The organism is Jiangella gansuensis DSM 44835, from assembly GCF_000515395.1.
In the GTDB taxonomy this organism is placed as follows: domain Bacteria; phylum Actinomycetota; class Actinomycetes; order Jiangellales; family Jiangellaceae; genus Jiangella; species Jiangella gansuensis.
Map to the genome: position 1 here is coordinate 744,965 of NZ_KI911782.1, position 19,171 is coordinate 764,135.

At 72.1% G+C, this 19,171-nt stretch carries 19 protein-coding genes; 13 read left to right on the top strand and 6 right to left on the bottom strand.

Translation table 11 applies throughout. From position 1 onward, the window contains the following. Positions 1 to 61: 61 nt before the first annotated feature. From JIAGA_RS0103825 to ccsB, 8 genes are all read left to right on the top strand, one after another. Entirely contained in the window at positions 62 to 517 is a 456-nt protein-coding gene (locus JIAGA_RS0103825) for a Fur family transcriptional regulator (RefSeq protein WP_084469450.1), read from the top strand. Between the two features lie 13 nt (positions 518 to 530). Then, positions 531 to 1,979: a catalase gene (locus JIAGA_RS0103830; RefSeq protein ID WP_026874634.1), complete on the top strand. Its 1,449-nt coding sequence runs from the start codon at positions 531 to 533 to the stop codon at positions 1,977 to 1,979. A gap of 80 nt (positions 1,980 to 2,059) precedes the next feature. Then, positions 2,060 to 3,376, top strand: a complete 1,317-nt coding sequence (gene hemL, locus JIAGA_RS0103835) for a glutamate-1-semialdehyde 2,1-aminomutase (protein WP_026874635.1) — start codon at positions 2,060 to 2,062, stop codon at positions 3,374 to 3,376. Continuing rightward, positions 3,373 to 4,020, top strand: coding sequence for a histidine phosphatase family protein (locus tag JIAGA_RS0103840; RefSeq protein WP_026874636.1), 648 nt, complete (start codon positions 3,373 to 3,375; stop codon positions 4,018 to 4,020). Before hemL ends, JIAGA_RS0103840 begins: the two co-directional genes overlap by 4 nt. Further along, positions 4,020 to 4,622 carry a TlpA family protein disulfide reductase gene (locus tag JIAGA_RS27415; RefSeq protein ID WP_035812064.1) on the top strand — a complete coding sequence of 201 codons (603 nt, stop codon included), beginning with the start codon at positions 4,020 to 4,022 and terminating at the stop codon, positions 4,620 to 4,622. Before JIAGA_RS0103840 ends, JIAGA_RS27415 begins: the two co-directional genes overlap by 1 nt. Further along, a complete protein-coding gene (locus tag JIAGA_RS0103850; RefSeq protein WP_026874637.1) occupies positions 4,619 to 5,362 on the top strand; it encodes a cytochrome c biogenesis CcdA family protein in 744 nt (247 codons plus the stop codon). The genes JIAGA_RS27415 and JIAGA_RS0103850 overlap by 4 nt, the downstream gene beginning before the upstream one ends. Before the next feature lie 13 nt (positions 5,363 to 5,375). Further along, complete coding sequence (resB, locus tag JIAGA_RS27420; RefSeq protein WP_051425669.1) at positions 5,376 to 6,995, top strand: cytochrome c biogenesis protein ResB; 1,620 nt, start codon at positions 5,376 to 5,378, stop codon at positions 6,993 to 6,995. Beyond that, entirely contained in the window at positions 6,995 to 7,993 is a 999-nt protein-coding gene (gene ccsB, locus JIAGA_RS0103860) for a c-type cytochrome biogenesis protein CcsB (RefSeq protein ID WP_026874638.1), read from the top strand. The genes resB and ccsB overlap by 1 nt, the downstream gene beginning before the upstream one ends. Positions 7,994 to 8,009: 16 nt before the next feature. On the opposite strand, the gene JIAGA_RS0103865 is transcribed toward ccsB, so the two are convergent. Further along, positions 8,010 to 8,834, bottom strand: coding sequence for an alpha/beta fold hydrolase (locus tag JIAGA_RS0103865; RefSeq protein ID WP_026874639.1), 825 nt, complete (start codon positions 8,832 to 8,834; stop codon positions 8,010 to 8,012). 12 nt (positions 8,835 to 8,846) lie between these two features. Continuing rightward, a complete protein-coding gene (locus JIAGA_RS27425) occupies positions 8,847 to 9,293 on the bottom strand; it encodes a PLD nuclease N-terminal domain-containing protein (protein ID WP_084469451.1) in 447 nt (148 codons plus the stop codon). Between the two features lie 357 nt (positions 9,294 to 9,650). Here JIAGA_RS27425 and JIAGA_RS0103880 point away from each other — a divergent pair, with 357 nt between their 5' ends. The 3 genes from JIAGA_RS0103880 to JIAGA_RS0103890 all read left to right on the top strand — a co-directional run bounded on the left by JIAGA_RS0103880 (position 9,651) and on the right by JIAGA_RS0103890 (position 11,630). Then, positions 9,651 to 10,121, top strand: coding sequence for an Lrp/AsnC family transcriptional regulator (locus JIAGA_RS0103880; RefSeq protein WP_026874640.1), 471 nt, complete (start codon positions 9,651 to 9,653; stop codon positions 10,119 to 10,121). A gap of 85 nt (positions 10,122 to 10,206) precedes the next feature. Continuing rightward, positions 10,207 to 10,677, top strand: coding sequence for a Dps family protein (locus tag JIAGA_RS0103885; protein WP_026874641.1), 471 nt, complete (start codon positions 10,207 to 10,209; stop codon positions 10,675 to 10,677). Next, positions 10,674 to 11,630: a threonine ammonia-lyase gene (locus JIAGA_RS0103890; RefSeq protein WP_026874642.1), complete on the top strand. Its 957-nt coding sequence runs from the start codon at positions 10,674 to 10,676 to the stop codon at positions 11,628 to 11,630. Before JIAGA_RS0103885 ends, JIAGA_RS0103890 begins: the two co-directional genes overlap by 4 nt. Before the next feature lie 22 nt (positions 11,631 to 11,652). Here JIAGA_RS0103890 and JIAGA_RS0103895 read toward each other — a convergent pair whose 3' ends face one another. After that, positions 11,653 to 12,549, bottom strand: a complete 897-nt coding sequence (locus JIAGA_RS0103895; RefSeq protein ID WP_026874643.1) for a LysR family transcriptional regulator — start codon at positions 12,547 to 12,549, stop codon at positions 11,653 to 11,655. A gap of 137 nt (positions 12,550 to 12,686) precedes the next feature. Between JIAGA_RS0103895 and JIAGA_RS0103900 the strand changes: the two genes are divergently transcribed. Continuing rightward, positions 12,687 to 13,886, top strand: coding sequence for an MFS transporter (locus JIAGA_RS0103900; RefSeq protein WP_026874644.1), 1,200 nt, complete (start codon positions 12,687 to 12,689; stop codon positions 13,884 to 13,886). Here the strand turns inward: JIAGA_RS0103900 and JIAGA_RS0103905 are convergent. Beyond that, the gene (locus JIAGA_RS0103905; protein WP_026874645.1) at positions 13,858 to 16,248 is read right to left on the bottom strand and encodes a helicase C-terminal domain-containing protein; all 2,391 of its coding nucleotides are present in this window, start codon (positions 16,246 to 16,248) and stop codon (positions 13,858 to 13,860) included. The two genes, JIAGA_RS0103900 and JIAGA_RS0103905, sit on opposite strands and share 29 nt — an antisense overlap. A gap of 49 nt (positions 16,249 to 16,297) precedes the next feature. After that, positions 16,298 to 16,438: a hypothetical protein gene (locus JIAGA_RS34280; protein ID WP_157552670.1), complete on the bottom strand. Its 141-nt coding sequence runs from the start codon at positions 16,436 to 16,438 to the stop codon at positions 16,298 to 16,300. 113 nt (positions 16,439 to 16,551) lie between these two features. Here JIAGA_RS34280 and JIAGA_RS27430 point away from each other — a divergent pair, with 113 nt between their 5' ends. After that, on the top strand, positions 16,552 to 17,856 hold the full coding sequence (locus JIAGA_RS27430) for an MFS transporter (protein ID WP_157552673.1): 1,305 nt from the start codon (positions 16,552 to 16,554) through the stop codon (positions 17,854 to 17,856). Here the strand turns inward: JIAGA_RS27430 and JIAGA_RS33650 are convergent. After that, on the bottom strand, positions 17,853 to 19,094 hold the full coding sequence (locus JIAGA_RS33650; protein ID WP_026874646.1) for a S8 family peptidase: 1,242 nt from the start codon (positions 19,092 to 19,094) through the stop codon (positions 17,853 to 17,855). The two genes, JIAGA_RS27430 and JIAGA_RS33650, sit on opposite strands and share 4 nt — an antisense overlap. Positions 19,095 to 19,171: the final 77 nt, after the last annotated feature.

Genomic DNA, 19,171 nt, shown 5'->3' on the forward strand with positions numbered 1-19,171 from the left:
CATCCCGCCTGGATCTAGCCGCTTACTTGACTGATTCCAGAAAAGGGTCGAAGATCGTCGGGTGACCACCGACGAGCAGCTGCGCGACGATGCCGCGGCGCGGCTGCGCGCCGCGGGCCTGCGGGTCACTGCTCCTCGGGTCGGCGTCCTGGTGGCGCTGGAGCGCGAGTCGCACGCCGACGCCGACACCGTCGCCAGGCAGGTCCGCGCCTCGCTCGGCGCGGTGTCCACTCAAGCCGTCTACGACGTGCTGCACGCGCTCACCGAGGCGCGGCTGCTGCGGCGTATCGAACCGGCCGGGTCCCCGGCACGCTACGAGACCCGCGTCGGCGACAACCACCATCACATGGTCTGCCGGGGCTGCGGCGTCATCGTCGACGTCGACTGCTCCGGTGCGGCGCCGTGCCTGGTGCCCGCGCACGCTCACGGCTTCGACATCGACGAGGCCGAGGTGACGTTCTGGGGGCGCTGCCCGTCGTGCCAGGCGTCGCAGGACCACCCGAAAGACCACTCGTAAAAGAGGAGAACGGATGAGCTCCACCCCGCACACGACCACGAACTCCGGCGCCCCGGTCGCCAGCGACGCCCACTCGCTGACCGTCGGCCCCAACGGCCCGATCGTCCTGCACGACCACTACCTCGTCGAGAAGCTGGCCCAGTTCAACCGTGAGCGGGTGCCCGAGCGGGTCGTTCACGCCAAGGGCGGCGGCGCCTTCGGTGTGCTGGAGGTCACCGAGGATGTCAGCCAGTTCACCAAGGCCGCGCTCTTCCAGCCCGGTGCGCGGACCGAGGCGCTGGCTCGGTTCTCGTCCGTCGCGGGTGAGCAGGGCAGCCCGGACACCTGGCGCGACCCCCGCGGTTTCGCGCTGAAGTTCTACACCCCCGAGGGCAACTACGACGTCGTCGGCAACAACACGCCCGTGTTCTTCCTGCGCGACACCATCAAGTTCCCCGACTTCATCCGTTCCCAGAAGCGCCTGCCGGGCTCCAACCTGCGCGACCACGACATGCAGTGGGACTTCTGGACGCTGTCGCCGGAGAGCGCGCACCAGGTCACCTGGCTGATGGGCGACCGCGGCCTGCCGCGCACCTGGCGCAACATGGACGGCTTCGGCTCGCACACCTACCAGTGGATCAACGCCGCGGGCGAGCGGTTCTGGGTCAAGTACCACTTCCGGACCGACCAGGGCCACGAGTTCCTGACCCAGGCCGACGCCGACCGCATCGCCGGTGAGGATGCCGACCACCACATCCGCGACCTCTACGAGTCCATCAACCGCGGCGAGCACCCGTCCTGGACGGTGCACGTGCAGGTCATGCCCTACGCCGACGCCGCCGACTACCGGTTCAACCCGTTCGACCTGACGAAGGTGTGGCCGAAGGGCGACTACCCGCTGATCAAGGTCGGCACGCTGCGGCTGGACCGCAACCCGGAGAACTACTTCGCGCAGATCGAGCAGGCGGCGTTCGAGCCGAGCAATTTCGTGCCCGGCATCGCCGCCAGCCCGGACAAGATGCTGCTGGGCCGCATCTTCTCCTACGCCGACGCGCACCGGTACCGCATCGGGACGAACTACGCCCAACTGCCGGTCAACGCGCCCAAGGCCGAGGTGAACTCGTACTCCAAGGACGGCGCCATGCGGTTCTCGTACGCCGCTGCCGACCGGCCGGTGTACGCGCCGAACTCGCTTGGAGGACCAGCAGCGGTCCCGTCCTTGGTCGGCGACGCCGGGTGGGAGTCCGACGGCGAGCTGGTGCGTGCCGCGGCCACCCTCCACGCCGAGGACGACGACTTCGGCCAGGCCGGCACCCTCGTGCGCGAGGTGCTCGACGACGCCGCCCGGGACCGTCTGGTGGGCAACATCGCCGGCCACGTCGGCCAGGTGACGTCCGACGAGCTGCGCCAGCGCGTCTACGCCTACTGGCGCAGCGTCGACGAGACCCTGGGCAAGCGCGTCGAGGAGGCCGTCGGCCGCTGACCGTCGTGCCCGTCCCGCCCGGCGCCGGGCGGGACGGGGGTGGCGAGCAAGGCGTCCGTCCAGCTTGCGAGAATGAGCCGGTGACCTACGACGACGTACCGCGTAGTGCGGAGCTGTTCGGCCGTGCGCAGTCCGTGACGCCCGGCGGGGTCAATTCCCCGGTGCGGGCGTTCCGGGCTGTGGGCGGGACGCCGCGGTTCATGGAGAAGGGCGCAGGCCCCTACCTCTACGACGTCGACGGCCGCGAATACGTCGACCTCGTCGGCTCGTGGGGGCCGATGATCCTCGGCCACGCGCACCCCGCCGTCGTCGACGCGATCCGGGCCCAGGTGGAGCGTGGGACGTCGTTCGGCACCCCCACCCGGCCGGAGGTGGAGCTGGCCGAGGAGATCGTCGCGCGGACCAGCATCGAGCAGGTGCGGCTGGTGTCCAGTGGCACCGAGGCGACCATGAGCGCCATTCGGCTGGCCCGCGGCGCCACCGGCCGCGCCAAGATCGTGAAGTTCGCCGGCCACTACCACGGTCACGTCGACGCGCTGCTGGCGTCGGCGGGCAGCGGCGTGGCCACGTTCGCCCTGCCCGACACGCCCGGCGTCACCGGTGCGTCGGCGGGCGACACCATCGTGCTGCCGTACAACGACACCGCCGCGGTGAAGGCGGCGTTCGCCGAGTACGGCGACCAGATCGCCGCCGTCATCGCCGAAGCCGCGGCCGGCAACATGGGTGCCGTCCCGCCGGCCGACGGCTTCAACGCGTTCCTGCTCGACACCGCGCACCAGCACGGCGCGCTGCTCGTCCTCGACGAGGTCATGACCGGCTTCCGGGTGTCGCGCTCCGGCTGGCACGGCCTGGACGGCGTCACCCCCGACATCACCACGTTCGGCAAGGTCATGGGCGGCGGGTTCCCGGCCGCGGCGTTCGGTGGCCGGGCCGAGGTCATGCAGCTGCTCGCCCCGGCCGGCCCTGTCTATCAGGCCGGCACGCTCTCCGGGAACCCGGTGGCGACGACGGCGGGCCTGACCACGCTGCGGCTGGCCGACGCCGACGTCTACGCCCACCTCGACGCCACGGCGAAGACCATCGGCGGCCTCGTCGGCGAGGCTCTCACCGCGGCCGGGGTGCCGCACGTCGTCCAGTACGCCGGCAACCTGTTCAGCGTCTTCTTCGTCGACGGCGACGGCCCGGTCACCGACTTCGCTGCGGCCAAGCGCACCAGCACCCCGCGGTTCGGCGCATTCTTCAACTCCATGCTCGCGGCCGGCGTGTACCTGCCGCCGTCGGCTTTCGAGGCGTGGTTCGTCAGTGCCGCGCACGACGACCGCGCGCTCGACCGGATCGCCCAGGCGCTGCCGGCCGCCGCCGCGGCCGCTGCCTCCGCCCCGGAGGTGGCGTCGTGACCGAGACGACGAAGGTGCACCTGCTGCGCCACGGTGAGGTGCACAACCCGTCCAAGGTGCTGTACGGACGACTGGCCGGGTACCACCTGTCCGAACTGGGCCAGGCCATGGCGCAGCGGGTCGCCGACACCGTCGCCGAGCGCGACATCGTCCGGCTGGTCAGCTCGCCGCTGGAGCGGGCCCGCGAGACCGCCGCGCCGATCGCCGAGACGCTGGGCCTCGAGGTGCAGGTGGACGACCGCCTGCTCGAGGCGCTCAATGTTTTCGAGGGGCTCACGTTCGGTGTGGGCGACGGTTCGATGCGCCACCCCCGGCACTGGCGCAACCTGCGCAACCCGTTCCGGCCGTCGTGGGGTGAGCCGTACCGCGACATCGCCGCTCGCATGCTCGTGGCGATGTCCGACGCCCGGCGCGAGGCCGCCGGGCACGAGGTCCTGCTGGTGTCGCACCAGTTGCCCATCTGGACCGTCCGCAGCGCCATCGAGGGCCGGCGGCTCTGGCACGACCCGCGCCGCCGCGAGTGCTCGCTGGCCAGCCTGACCACCGTTACGTACGAGGGCGACACCATCGTGTCGGTCGCCTACACCGAGCCCGCCGGCGACCTCCTGCCCCGGGTCGGCAAGCCGTTCTCGGCAGGTGCCTGATGCGCCGCCTGGTCACCTGCACGGCCGCCGTCGTCCTGCTGGTGGCCGGCTGCACCGACGGCCAGGTCGAGCGCAGCGACAACGCCGACCAGGCCGGCTACATCGCCGGTGACGGCGCCATCAGCATCTACGATCCCGCCGACCGGCAGCAGGCACCGGAGTTCGGCGGCGAGCTGCTGGACGGCAGCAGGTTCGAGCTCGCCGACGCGGCGGGTGACGTCGTCGTCCTCAACGTCTGGGGCTCGTGGTGCCCGCCGTGCCGCAAGGAGGCACCGGACCTGCAGGCGGTACACGAGTCGGTGGCCTCCGAGGGCGTCCGGTTCGTCGGCGTGAACGTCCGCGACCCGAGCAAGCGGGCCGCGGAGGCGTTCGAGGACGAGTTCGGCATCACCTACCCGAGCGTCTACGACCCCAAGAGCGAAGCACTGCTGGCGTTCCGCGACACCGTCCCGCCGCAGGCCATCCCGAGCACGCTGGTGATCGACCGGGACGGCCGGATCGCCGCGCGGGTTCTCGGCCCCATCGGCGAGGCGTCGTTGCGCGACATCGTCACCGAGGTCGCCGCGGAGGGATCCGCTGAGGGGCCCGCTGAGCGCACGTGAACACCTTCGGCGACACTGTCCTGACCGGTTCGCTGGCGCTGGCCATACCGGTTGCGGCGCTGGCCGGGCTGGTGTCGTTCCTGTCGCCGTGTGTGCTCCCCCTGGTGCCCGGCTACCTCGGCTACGTCACCGGGTTGTCCGGCGCGGAGCTGGCCTCCGGGCGGCGTGGCCGCCTGGTGCTCGGGGTCAGCCTGTTCATCATCGGCTTCAGTGCGGTGTTCGTCTCGTTCGGCCTGCTCTTCGGCGGGCTGGGCAGTCTCCTGTTCGAACACGGCGACGTCATCATGCGGGTGCTCGGGGTGGTCACCATCGTGCTGGGGTTGGTGTTCGCAGGGTGGCTGCCGGGGCTGTCGCGCGACTGGCGCATCGAGCGCAGCCCGGCCGTCGGGCTGGCGGGCGCCCCACTGCTCGGTGTGGTCTTCGGGCTGGGCTGGACGCCGTGCATGGGGCCCACTCTCGCCGCGGTGCAGACGCTCGCCCTGAGCGAGGCCAGCGCCGGTCGCGGCGCCTTGCTGTCGTTCGCCTACTGTGTGGGGCTGGGACTGCCGTTCCTGGCCGCGGCGCTCGCCTACCAGCGGGCCACCCGATGGTTCCGGTGGGTGCGCCGGCACCAGCAGGCCGTGATGCGCGCCGGCGGGGTCATGCTCATCGTGCTGGGGGTGTTGCTGGTGACCGGGCTGTGGAGCGAGCTGATGGCGTCCATGCAGGGCTGGATCAGTGGCTTCGAGGTGGCGGTCTAGGGATGTGGGGTCGATGACGACGCAGACCGATGCACGGCCGCCGGTGGACAAGCGCCCGCCGCCGCTGAGCGGGTTCGAGCTGGCCCGCTGGGCGTGGCGGCAGCTCACGTCCATGCGGGTCGCGCTGATCCTGCTGTTCCTGCTCGCCGTGGCGGCCATCCCGGGCTCGGTGATCCCGCAGAGCGACGTCAACCCGCTCCAGGTCCGCGATTTCCGCGCTCGCAACCCCACCCTGTCGGAGTGGTACGACCGCTTCGGGCTGTTCGACGTCTTCTCCGCGCCCTGGTTCGCCGCCATCTATCTGGCTCTCCTGGTGTCGCTGGTCGGCTGCATCCTGCCGCGCAGCTGGCAGCACTGGAAGGCGGTCCGGGCGCAGCCGCCGAAGGCGCCACGCCGGCTGGCCCGGATGCCTGCCTACCGACGGGTGGAGGTCGACGCGACGCCGGAGGAGGTGCTCGCCGTCGCCCGCGCCGAACTGCGGTCGCGGCGCTACCGGGTGCGCCGGCGCCCCGACGACCCGGACGCCGCGGGCGAGAGCGACGCCGTCGCCGGCGAGATCGGGCACCTGCGCGAGACCGGGAACCTCGTCTTCCACCTGTCCGTCGTGGTGGTGCTGCTCGCGGTGGCCCTGGGCGGCCTGTTCAGCTACCGCGCGACGGTGCTGGTGCCGGAGGGCTCCGGTTTCACCAACCAGGTCATCCAGTTCGACAGCCTGTCCGCCGGTGCCCTGTTCGACACCGCCGACCTGCCGCCGTTCTCCATGGACGTCGACTCCTTCCGCATGGAGTTCCTCGAGGACGGCCCGCAGCGTGGCCAGGCGGACGAGTTCGAGGCGACGGTCACGCTGGTGCCCGAGCCGGGTGCGGACCCGGAGACCCACACCATCCGGGTCAACGAGCCGCTGGACATCGACGGAACCTCCGTGCACATCCTGAACCCCGGCTATGCGCCGGCGTTCACCGTGCGCTCCGCCGACGGGACGGTGCTCGCCGACGGCCCGGTGCCGTTCCTGCCCGAAGACGGGAGCTTCACCTCCACCGGCGTGGTCAAGGTCGAGGTGCCGCCCGAGATCGGCGACGACATCGGCATCCAGGGGTACTTCCTGCCGACGGCCGTCGTCGACGAACGCGGGCCGCGCTCGGTCTTCCCCGGCGCACGCAACCCGGCCGTCTTCTTCACCGCCTACCACGGCGACCTCGGCCTGGACGACGGCCAGCCGCAGTCGGTGTACCGGCTCGACCTCACCGACATGGAGCAGTACGAGCAGGACGGCGAGCCGTTCCGGGCGGCGCTGTCCGCCGGCGAGACCGTGGAGCTGCCCGACGGCAACTTCATTACCTTCGACGGCTACGTGACCTGGGTGAATCTGCAGATCGGCCGCAACTCCGGCCGCGAGATCGCGCTCATCGGCGCCGTCGCCGCCGTCATCGGGTTGATGGGCTCGTTGTACGTGCGCCGCCGCCGGGCCTGGGTGCGTGCCAGCGTCGGCGCGGAGGGGCGTACCGTGGTCGAGGTCGCTGGGCTGCACCGCACCGAAGGCTCGGGCGCGGACCGGCTCACCGACGAGATCGGTGCCGTCACCGATGGCCTGCTGCTGCGCCTGAACGGCGCGGAAGGGGAGAGGGAGAGCTGATGGACCTCGACGCCGTCGCCGAGTGGAGCCGCTACGTCGTCTCCCTCGCGGTCTTCGCGTACTTGGCCGCTTGGTTGGCGTTCTGTGCCGAAGCAGGTCAGCGCAGCCGCATCCGGCGCGCGCTCGAGGCGCCGGCGGCCGCCCCGGCGGCGGAGCTCGTCGGGGTCGGAACGGGCGCTGACAGCCGGCCGGCCGCCGGCTCGGGCGGCGCCGACGCACCGGCTCGTGTGCCCGACGGGCTGACCGAGCGTGCCGACCGCACCGGCCGCACCGGGCGGGCGCTGCTGGTGCTGGCCACCGTGGTGCTTGCCGCCGGCGTGGTCATGCGTGGGGTGGGCACCGGCCGCACGCCGTGGGGCAACATGTACGAGTTCTCCATCACGGGAGCGCTCGTCGCGTCCGTCGTCTTCCTCGTACTGGCCCGCACCGTGGTGGGCCGCGCGGTCGCCGTCTGGGCAGTTCTGCTGATCTTCGTGACCCTGGGGCTGGCCGTCACCCTGCTGTACGTGCCGCCGGGCCCGCTGGTGCCGGCCCTGCGCTCGTATTGGCTGGTCGTGCACGTGGGCGCCGCGGTGGTCGCGTTCGGCCTGTTCACCGTCTCCGCCGTCACCAGCGCCCTGCAGATCGTCTCCGAGCGGTCGGCCAAGCGCGGCCGCACCACCGGCTTCGGGGCCTCCCTCCCGGATTCGGGCACCCTCGACCGGCTGAGCTACCGGCTCACCGCCATCGCGTTCCCCATCTGGACGTTCGGTCCGCTCATCCTCGGCGCCATCTGGGCCGAGGTCTCGTGGGGACGATACTGGGGCTGGGACCCCAAGGAGGTGTGGGCGCTGATCACCTGGCTCGCCTACGCCGCTTATCTGCACGCCCGTGCTACCGCCGGCTGGAAGGGCTCGAAGGCGTCCGTGGTGTCGCTGGTGGGTTACGGGACGGTCCTGTTCAGCTACTTCGGCGTGAACATCTTCTTCAACGGCCTGCACTCGTACGGCGGCCTGTGACCTCGCTCCGTCGCCGCTAGGCGGTCGCGACGCCGGCGAACAGGTGCGAGAGCAGCTGCGCGGGCGCGTCCTCCTGCAGGAGGTGCCCGGCGTCGTCGACCCAGTGCAGCTCGGACTGGGGGATGCGTTCGTGCAACCAGGTGCCGTACTCCGGCGGCAGGATGCGGTCCTCGCGTCCCCAGAGCAGCTTCACCGGCACGGTGATCTGGCCGAGTCGCGCCTCGTAGGGGCGGGTGTCGGACTCCGAGAGCTGGCGGTACTGCCGGTAGTACGCCGCTTGCCCGTCCGGCCCGAGCCACGGTGCGAGGTATGCCCTGCGCACCTCGGGGCGGAACCCGAGGTGGGTGGCGTTGTCGAGGTGGCTGGCGACGAGGGCCTCGTGGGCATAGCCCGGTAGCTGGTCGAAGACGTCGGGGTGGGTGCGCATCAGCTTGAACAGGCCGCGTTCCCACGCGCCGCCGCTGACCGCGTCGAAGATCGTGAGGTCGCGGTACGCGGCTCCTTCGAGGAGTAGCGCCCGCAGGACGATGGCACCGCCGATGTCGTTGGCGACCACGCTGGGGCTGCTGATCTGCCAGTGGGCGAGCAGTTCCACGAACCGGCGTGCCTGCGCGGCCAGGGTGAGATCCTGGCCCTCGCTCTGCTCAGACTGCCCGTAGCCGAGGTGGTCGAAGACGAAGACGGTGCGCTTCTGGGCGAGCGCCGGCGCGATGTCGCGCCAGAGGAACGAGGAGTACGGCGTGCCGTGCACCAGGACGATGGGGTCCTCCCCGTCGCCGAAGCGTGCCCACCGGATGACTCCGCCGGCTGCCTCGAACTCCTCGGGCAGTGTCCAGCTCACGGAAGCCCTGGCTCAGCGAGGGTCGTCGTCGTCATCGCTGCCGTGGCGGGATTCGTCCTCCCGCTTACGCAGCTCGGCGTCCTTGCGTTCCTGCTCGGTCATGGGTTCGTCCGCGGGCTTGTCGGTGCCGCGCATCCGCTGTTCCCGGCGGCGCAGGTCGGCCTCCCACTCGCCGAGCATCTTCTCGTGCTTGGTGTCGATGTCGCGCAGCTGCCGGAGGAACTCGGGATCGTCGTCGGGAGCGACCGGACGGCTGGGTGGCGGGACCGGGCGGCGCTGCTCGCGGGCCTTGCCGATGGCCAGCCACAACAGCGGCCCGACAAGGGGTATCAGGACGATGATGGCGACCCAGATGAAGCGGTTCAGCGACCGGAACCTGGCGGAGTCGGTCTGCAGGCAGTCGATCAGCGCATAGACGAGCAGCGCGATCGCCACCACGATTGGTAGTACCCGACCCACCGTGCGACCTCCCCGGCTGATGTACTTCCGTGCCACCAGCCTAGGTGAGCGGCCGGTCGGCACGCACCCCGGTCGTGATCCGATCAGCCGAACAACCGGCGGCGGGGTCGCTCACCGGTCCGGGCGGCGGCCGCCCGGCGGGCCATCTCCGCCTCGCGGCGGAGGTCGTCGAGACGGGCCTTGGCGAGCTCCAGGCTGTACAACAATGCTCCTCAGGGAAAAATGCGAGAATATCTAAGGCAGAACGCCTCATTGCCTTTAGATTCTAAATTACGGCCACGTAACAGATCAATCTCAGGACGGGTGATGCTCACCACGTCGCCGGCCCACCGAAGCGCACTGCGAGGATGGAGCGTCATGGACACGGTGGATGCGCGTTTGGTAGCGGCGTTGCGAGCCAACGGCCGCGCCTCCTATGCCGAGCTCGGGCGGCTGGTCGGGCTGTCCGGGCCGAGCATCCAGGAGCGGGTTCGGCGGCTGGAGGAGCGCGGCGTCATCACCGGCTACCGGGCCACGGTCAACCCGACGGCGCTCGGGCTCGGCCTGACCGCCTTGATCGGACTGGTGTTGTCGGACTCGGCCGGGCACGACGAGGTCGGAGCTCGGCTCGAGGACGTTCCCGAGGTCGAGGACTGCTGGTTCATCGCCGGCGACGAGGCATACATGCTCAAAGTGCGGGTGAGCGACGTCGAAGGGCTCGAGCGGTTGCTCGGCCGGCTGGTACGGATCGAAGGCGTCGCGCGCACCCGCACCACGCTGATCATCTCCACCCGCTTCGAGGACCGGCAGGTGGCCGCCGCCGACGAAGAACTGGTCGCGAGCTCCTGACGCGTCTCGGCGTGGGATGGTGGGTAACGGGTTCGTTGTTGTACCGCACGGGTACCAGCGGGCACCACGACACGAGGGAGGGGTCATGCCCACCATCAACAGTCCGTTGCCGGAAGACGCCCACAAGGTCGTGACCGAGGCACTGCGGGACGCGCTCATCGACCTCGTCGACCTGTCCCTGCTGGGCAAGCAGGCACACTGGAACGTCACCGGCCCGAGGTTCCGCACCATCCACTTCCAGCTCGACGAGGTCGTCGACACGGCCCGCAAGCACGCCGACGTCGTCGCCGAGCGGTCGGCCACGATCGGCAGCCCGGCGGACGGCCGCGCCGAGACCATCGCGCGCGACTCGCGGATCACGCGCCTCGACGCCGGCTGGTTGCGTGACGACGACGTCGTGGCCGCGTTCATCAGCCTCTACGAAGGCGTCATCGCCAGGATGCGCCAGCGCGCCCAGGACGTCGAGCAGGCCGACGCCGTCAGCAACAACATCCTGCTCGACGTGGTCGAGGAGCTGGAGAAGCAGTACTGGATGTGGCAGGCCGAGCGGTCGTGACGGGCTTGGTCACGATCGACGATGTCCGCGCGGCGGCCGGCCGGCTCGACGGCGTCGCCGTGCGCACGCCGCTGTTGCCGGCCGCGTGGGCCGGCGGTGAGCTGTGGCTGAAGCCGGAGGGCCTGCAGGCCACCGGCGCGTTCAAGCTGCGCGGTGCGTTCAACGCCGTCGCCCTGCTCGACGACGACGAACGCGCCCGAGGCGTCGTCACCCACTCCAGCGGCAACCACGCCCAGGCGCTGGCCTGGGCGGCGAAGGCGCAGGGCATCGCGGCCACGGTCGTGATGCCCGACGCGGCCGCGCCGGTCAAGGTCGCGGCCACGCGGGAACTGGGTGCCGAGGTCGTCATGGTGCCGCCGGCGGAGCGGGACAGCCGCGTCGAGGAACTGCGCGCACAGCGCGGCCTGACGTTCATCTCGCCGTTCGACCACCCGGGTGTGATCGCCGGCGCCGGCACCGTGGGCCTCGAGATCGCCGCGGACGAGCCGAAGATCGACACCGTCCTGGTGCCGGTCGGCGGCGGCGGGCTGATCTCGGGTATCGCCGTCGCGATGGCGGCCGCGGCACCGAGCGCCCGCGTCGTCGCCGTCGAGCCCGAGCTCGCTGCGGACCTGGCCGAGAGCCTCGCGCGCGGCGAGCGGGTCCGCTGGGACCCGGCCGACACCTACCGGACCATCGCCGACGGCGTTCGGTTGCCGGTGGTGGGCGAGCTGACGTGGCGGCACATCCAGGCGTACGTCGACGAGGTCGTGACGGTGCCCGAGGACGCCATCCTGGCGGCGATGTCCACCATCGCCACCCGCGCCCGCGTGGTCGCCGAGCCCACCGGGGCGCTTGCCACAGCGGCGTTCCTGGCCGATCCGGGCCGGTTCGGCCGTGCGGTGGCGGTGGTGTCGGGCGGCAACGCGGACCCGGCGCTGCTGGCGTCGGTTCTCACGGCTGCTCGAGCGTGAACCCTTCGTCCAGCCAGTGTCGTCACGGGAGAGCCTGGCGCAGGGTCGAGGTGAATTCCTCGACCCGGGCGTCCTGCCGGTCGGCCCGCCAGGTGACGCCGAGTGCCGTCTCCGGGAGGCCGCGGACCGGCACGAACGCGATGTCCGGGCGGCGGTTGTAGGCGGCGGTTGCCGCGCACAGCAGCATTCCACCCCGTCCGGACGCCACCTGGGTGAGTCCTTCCTGCACGGTCGTGGCGCGGCCACGGGTGCGGATGCGCGCGCCGCTCGGTGTCACTGCCGGGGTGTGCACGCGACGCCAGTAGTCGGGTGCGGGTCCGACGATCGCCACCAACGGCACCTCGGACAGGTCGTCGGCGTCGATCTCGTGGCGCCGCGCCCACGGGTGTCCGGCCGCCAGCGCCAGAGTCTGCGGTTCGCGGGAGAAGACGAGGCCGGTGGTGAGCTCGGGTTCCTCTACCGGCAGGAGGACCACGGCAACGTCGATCCGGCCCGCCAGGAGGTCGGAGAACGGATCGGCGAGCGGCAGTTCCTTGAGGTCGACGCTCGGATGCGGGTGCTGCTCCTGGAACCGCGCGAGAGCGAGCGCGACCGGCTCGTACACGGCGCCCTGGAAACCAATCCGCAGCGGCGGCTGGGAGCGGTGCGCTTCGAGCCGGGTCTGCTCGAACGCTCGCGCCAAGGCGGCGTAGGCCGGCCGGAGGCTGGTCAGGAAGTCCTCGCCGAGGGGTGTGAGCCGGACCCGTCTGCTGGTGCGTTCGACCAGGGGCGCCCCGACGCGGCGTTCGAGTGAACGCAGCAGCTGGCTCACCCGGCTCTGTGAGACGTACAGCTGCTCGGCGGTGCGGCCGAAGTGCAGTTGCTCGGCGAGCACGAGGAAGCACTGCAGCTCGCGGGCCGGTAGGTCCGGGACGGTCACGATCGCCCTTCGGTGCGGTGGCGGCTTGGCGGCATGCTCACCGATTCCGATGACCGGCGTGCATCGATGAGCCTAGGTCATCGATTGGTGAGCGATTCGCCGTTGTTCCGCCGGCCGCCGACACGTGGACTGTGGCCATGTCCCGGACCACCGAGCCCCTGGCCGCCGCCCGCGAACCCGAACCCGAACCCGGCCAGGACCGCTGGCCCGCGGTCGCGATCGCCGCGCTGGCCACCTTCACCGTCGTCGCAGCCGAGATGATGCCCGTCGGTCTGCTCACGCCCATCGGGTCCGCGTTGGGGGAGTCCGAGGGGACCGTCGGACTGTCGCTGACCCTCACCGGACTCGCTGCCGCGGTGACGGCGCCGCTCGTCCCGGTGGTGATCGGCCGGGCCGACCGCCGGACCGTGCTCGTGGCGCTGATGGTGGCGTTGTCGCTCGCCAACGCGCTGACGGCGCTCGCGCCGACATTCCCGGTCATGGCGGTGGCCCGGGTCCTGCTCGGTGTCACCATGGGCGCCGTGTGGGCTCTGGCTGCCGGGCTCGCGCCGCGCCTGGTCCGGGAGCGCTCGGCAGGCTTGGCCACGACCGTGGTCTTCAGCGGGATAGCCGTCGCGTCGGTCCTGGGGGTGCCGGTCGGCACGTATCTCGGCGCGGCGGCCGGCTGGCGGGCGGCGTTCTGGGCGCTGGCCGCGCTGGGTCTGCTCGTGGCCGCGGCCATGGCGGTCTGCTTCCCGGCGCTGCCCGGGGCGCGCGGGCTGCGGCTGCGCGGCGTCCCGGGCCTGCTGCGCATCCCAGCGGTGACGACCGGCCTCGTCCTGACCGCCCTGCTGGTCACCGGGCACTTCGCCGCCTACACGTACGTGCGACCGGTGCTGGAGACCTTCGGCGGCATCGGTGCGGCGACCCTGGGAACGCTGCTCGTCGTCTACGGCGTCTTCGGCGTCGCCGGGAACTTCGCCGCCGGCCCGCGCGCCGCTCGCCGGCCGCGCCGGGTCGTCGTCGTTCTGGCCGGAACTCTGCTCGTCAGCTTGGCCACCGTGCCATGGCTGGGGACGACGGCGTTCGGCGCCGGGGCGCTGCTGGCCGTCTGGGGACTGGCGTACGGGGGTGTGTCGGTCAGCACGCAGGCGTGGATGGCGCGGGCCGCGCCGCGCGAACTCGGCACCGCCCTGTGGGTCGGCGTTTTCAACGCCAGCATCGCGGCGGGGGCGTTCGCCGGCGGTGCGATGTTCGACGCGCACGGCGCCAGGGCGGTGGTGTGGACGGCCGCGGGGCTCGTCGCCCTGGCGCTGGTGACCGGGACGCTCACGCGTCTACCGGGGCGACCCCGCTGATGCGGTGCACCGCGAACGACCTGACCTCGCCGCTGCGGTGGTCGAACGCGGACAGCCAGCCGCCTTCGAGCCGGGCGGGGTCGACCAGCCGCTCGGTGGTGGCGCCGTGGTGGTCGACATAGCCGATCCAGACGGTGGTGCCGGACTCCAGCGCCTGGCGCAGGTCGGCGAGCGTGGCGGCGGCGCCGGTGCGCCCGAGCCGGCCCGGTGCGGCGTCCGGTGGGCGTTCGGCGCGCGAACGGTCGCCGGCCCGCAGCGCTCGGACGGCCGCGCCCAGCAGCGTCTCCTCCGGTGCCGACAGCTCCGCGAACGGCGGCCGCGGAGTCTGGCGGGTGACCGCCCGCCGTGGTTCGGAACGTCCGATCACGATGGAACCGTCGGCAGCCTCCGGCACCGGGCTGAACCCGATCTGCCGCAGCCGCTCCACCAGGGTGTTCGGCGGCAGCGACGACGCGAGCACCGTGGGTGCGAGTCGCCGCAGGCCCAGGCTCGACGACCGCGGCTCGGCCATGATGGCGGCCAGGACAGCGTGGTCGTCGCAGCGGACGAAGGACTGCGCGCTGCCCACCCGCAGTTGCCCGTGCGTCCGCGCGACGTCGTCGACGAGGTACGTCAGTGGTTGCGGCACCGGGGTGCGGGAGATGGCGGCGAGGAACTCGTGCACATCGGCGGCGGTGCGGCCGGCGTCCAGGGCCCGGCGCAGCGATCCGGTGGTGAACCGGTGCACGGACGCGCCGCCACGGCTCTCGACGTCGGAGATCAGCGTCAGTTCGCGCTCGAGGTCGGAGCGCAGCGGCCCGGGCGCGACGGCGGTCAGGTCGGCCTGGAGCAGCACGTGGTCCAGTGGCTGCGGCAGGCTGGTGCGCACGGCGTCGGCGGCGGCCGCGACGGCCTTGTCGTCACCGCGTCCGGCCAGCAGCGGCCGGGCGAACGACGCCAGCGCGCCCATGCCGGTGAGGCCGAGCTGCTCCGCCTCTCGCAGTGTCCAGCGCACGAGGTCGTCACGGAACCGGCCGCCGCGCCGCGGACGGCGCCACTGCAGGGCGGCGAGCACGCCGACGAGGTCCGGCGCCGATCCCGCGGGCAGTTCGGCCAGTTCGCCGAGGGCCAGCCGGCGGTACTCCGGCGCGGCCGGACGTTCCAGATCGCGCCCGAGCGGCGCCACCGGCCGGTCGCGCTCGTCGCGGCTGCCGGCGAGGCCCGCCACCCGGCTGGTCGTCAGCCACGCCTGGGCCAGGGCCGCCCAGCGCCGGGCTGGTTCCTCCCGTTGCCAGGCGTCGAACTCCGGCGTGGGCAGCCACACCTCGTCGATGTCGTCGCTGATGGCCAGGAGTCCGGCCGCGAAGGCGACCTCGGCTATCAGCGCCGCGCCCGCCTCGTCGGTGTCGAGGAGCTCCGGCAGCCTGCGCAGGTCACGTACCCCCAGCCCACCGGTGCGCAGCACTGGTGGCGGCTCGGCCGCCCAGGTGTTCAGGAGCAGCTCCACCTTGCGGACCACGTCGAACGCGCCGGCGCCGGCCGTGCGGTCGACGATGTCGGGGGTGCGCTCGGTGACCGCCGGCCGCGGCGGCGACGTCAGCACGTCGGTGTGGACGCCGCCGCGCAGGTACAGCGCGACCTCGCGGGGCAGCACCACGGTGGCGGAGTCGACCGGCACCAGTAGACCGACCGCGAGCAGCAGGTCGATCGCCGTACGGGCGGTCTCCCGGTCGACCTCGCGCATGGCGTCGTCGATGCGGCCGGTCGGAGGGCCCGGTGTCAGCGCGGCGAGGGCCGAGCGGGCGTCGTCGGTCAGTGTGTCCAGCAGGGCACCGAGCGTGGCCGGGTCGGCCAGGTACGCGGCCAGCGCCTCGGCGGCAGCGCCGTGGTCGCCGTTGGACGGCAGCCCGAGGCCGCGCATGATGGTGGTGAGCCGGCTGGGCGACAGCGCCAGCAGCGCCTGCCGGGCCGGCGGCCCGAGCCCGGCCGGGTGCGGGCCGAGGATCTCCCGCACGATGTGCGGCACCCGGAGGTCGTCGTCGCGGCCCCACAGCAGCGCCTGCGTGCGCAGTGCCGTGACGGCGTCACCGACGGGGCCGGTCGCGGTTCCAGACATGGGCAGGGCCGTGCGAACGTCGTCGGCGGACACCGGCACCGGCAGCACGACGAGCGCGTCGAGCACCTGCAGGGTGAACCGGTCGAGCCGGTCCAGGGCGCGCACCGTCGACGCGCGGGTGGTGGCCCGGGCGGCGAGCTGGCCGACGTCGACCGGGACGGGGGCGAGCAGGTCGGGCCGGGCGCGCAGCAGTGCGGCCAGCTCGTCGTCGGCCCGTGCGCGCAAGTCTTCGGCGAGGCTGCGCACGGGTGTGTCGTTCCCGCTCATCCGCTCTACGGTACGGCGTTCATCAGGCGTGACGCGACCTGCGGTGCGCTCAGAGCTTGCGCAGACGCTCCAAGAGCTCGGCGCCGCGCGACGCCGCCTCGGCTCGCGCTTCGCTGTCCGCCGCCCGCAGCTCCTCCGTGATGTCGGGGTCTACAGGCACCTCGAGTGGTTTGCGTCGCTCGACCGTCACATGCTGGACATTACCGGGCACAGCCACGGACGGCCAAGGCGCCGCCCGCGCTCCGGCGCGCCGTTGTGGGGTCCCGTTGTGCATTTCCGCAATGTCCGATTCACTGTGCGACCGTGACACCGGGTCAGACACCGACGAACTCCAGAAGGCCACTCAACCCCCGCCAGGCACGGCACCGCTACCTCATCCTGCTCGGCCTGCGCTGGCTGCCGTCGGGAATGCTGCTGCCGGTCCTTACCCTGCTGCCGCTGGAGCGCGGGCTGACGCTGTCACAGCTGGGGCAGGCCGCGGCCGTCCAGGGCCTGGTCGTGTTCCTGATCGAACTGCCCACCGGCGGACTCTCCGACTCCCTGGGACGCAAACCCGTCCTGGTCGCATCGGGCATCGTGAGCCTCGGCGGCTTCGCCCTCATCTACACCGCCGACTCGTTCCTCCTGTTCGCCGTGGCGTTCGCCGTCCAGGGCATCTACCGCGCCTTGGACAGCGGGCCGCTGGAGGCCTGGTACGTCGACACCGTCCTGGCACACGACCCGGACGCCGACATCTCCGGTGGGCTGTCCGGCGGTGGTGTCGTCGCGAGCATCGCCATCGGCGGCGGGGCGCTGCTGGCCGGCGGCCTGGTCGCGCTGGACCCGTGGTCCTCGGTGGAGGCACTGGCCGTCCCCGTCATCGTCGCCGCCGTGTTCCGCGCCGTCTCCGTCGTCGCCACCATCGCCCTGCTCCACGAGGCCAAGCCGAGGACCGGCTGGGCTGCGACCTCGGCCGCGGTGCGCGATGTACCACGTGTGATCGTCGGCGGTCTGCGCCTGCTGCGCCGTTCCAAGGTCCTCCAGGTGCTGATCTGGGTCGAAGTGGTGTGGGGCTTCGGAATGGTGGCCATGGAGTCGCTCACCCCCATCCACCTGGCCGACATCGTGTCCAACGCGGACGATGCCGCCGCCATCATGGGCCCGGTCAACTCGGCCGCGTGGGTGGCGTCGGCCGTGGGCGCCTGGCTCGCCGCGGTCGCGGCGCGCCGGGTGGGCGCCGCGCGAGCCGCGATGGCCCTGCACGTCCTGCTCGGCGCGGCCGTGGTCGGCATCGCGCTGTCAGCCGGCGCGGTCGGGTTGATCATCGCGTTCCTGGTGGGCTACATCGCGAACGGTGCTGTCACCCCGTTGCACATGACGATGCTCCATGAGCGCGCAACCAGCGAGAACCGGGTCACGATCGTGTCCGTCGGTTCCATGGCCGGCCAGGCTGCCGGTTCGCTGGGCCTGATCGCGCTCACCGCCGTGGCCGACGGTGCTTCCGTCGCCGCCGCGATGGGGCTCGGCGGGCTCGCCCTCGCGTTGTGCGCTCTGCTGTACCTACCCGTCCGCCGGGACGACCGGCGCGCCGGCCGATCGGACCGGCGCGATCTGAAGGCGTCGAGTTAGCCGTCCTGTCCGGGGAGCGCCCGGGGTCCGATGCCGGTGACGGCCGCCGTGGCGGCGTCGGCCAGCACGGCGTCGCGGGCCGCCGGTGCGTCCACGTCGTCCTCGATCATGCGCCGGGCGATCATCCCGGCCACCACTGGGGTGGCGAAGGACGTGCCGGACCAGATCGCGTGGCCCTGGGTGAACTCGACCGACAACTCGGAGCCGAGATACTCGTAGCTCCCGTTCGGGTACGGCACGGTGACGTTGTCACCGACGGCGTAGACGTCAACCCACTCGCCGTGGTTCGACCAGTCTGCGCGGGCCGAGCCGTCCGTGGTGAGCCCACCGACACCGGTCACCCAGTCGAACGCGGCCGGCCAGAACTCGTCGTCCGTGCTGTTGTTGCCGGCCGCGGCGACGAGGACGGTGTCGGGGTGGTCGGTCAGCACGTCGTCGCGCAGTGCCGCGAACGCTACCGGCGGTTCGGCCTCCCGGGTGTACGCGCCCGCCTGCAGGCTGATAACGCTCGCACCGGAGCGCGCGGCGGCGGCGACCGCCTGCGCCACCGAGACCTCGTCGACGGCGCCACCGACGGCGCAGCTGCTCACGTGCACCGTGGTGGACTCCGCACCGGTGACGGCGAGCAGGCGCGCGGTCGCGGCGGTCCCGTGCCCGCCGTACGGCTCGATGATCGTCGTGTCCTGGACGTGGACGAGATCGTCGGGCTCGGAATCCGGGGCCACCGCGCTGAACCGGGCGTACGCGGAATCGTCGGCGACGGTGGCCGAGAAGCCGGTGTCGACGACGGCGACATGCGCGCGGCCGGTGCCGCGCGGTTCGGGGAGGTCGGTGACCGGGCCGTGCCAGGGCAGCGGCTCGGTGGCCGGGCACAGTCGCACGTAAGCGTGGGCGTCGAGGACGTGGTTCGGTGTGAGGACACCGTCGCCCAGCGTGGCCGCGAGCGTGTCAGCCAGCTCTGCGGCGTCCCGGTCGCCCACGTGCAGCACCCGCAGGCTGGGGAGCGGGCTGGTCACCCGCTCGGGGCGCTCCAGGCCGGTGTTCGCGAAGGCCGCCAGCACCAGGTCGAGGTCGGTGCCGCGGCACAGCAGTTCGCCGTGCTTGTACATGTATTCGACCCGGTCGCGGGCGTCGTTCCAGCGAACGCCGAGCCGGAACCGGCGGCCCCGGGAGCGCTTCTCGGCATTGATCTCGAGCCGACGGACCTCGCCGGCCAGCCGCTTTCGCGGGTCGAACATCGGCTGGCTGATGCCTGCCGCGCTGGCGTCGGCGGTCGAGTCGGAACGCTGCGGTATGGGGACCCCCTGCTGGGCCG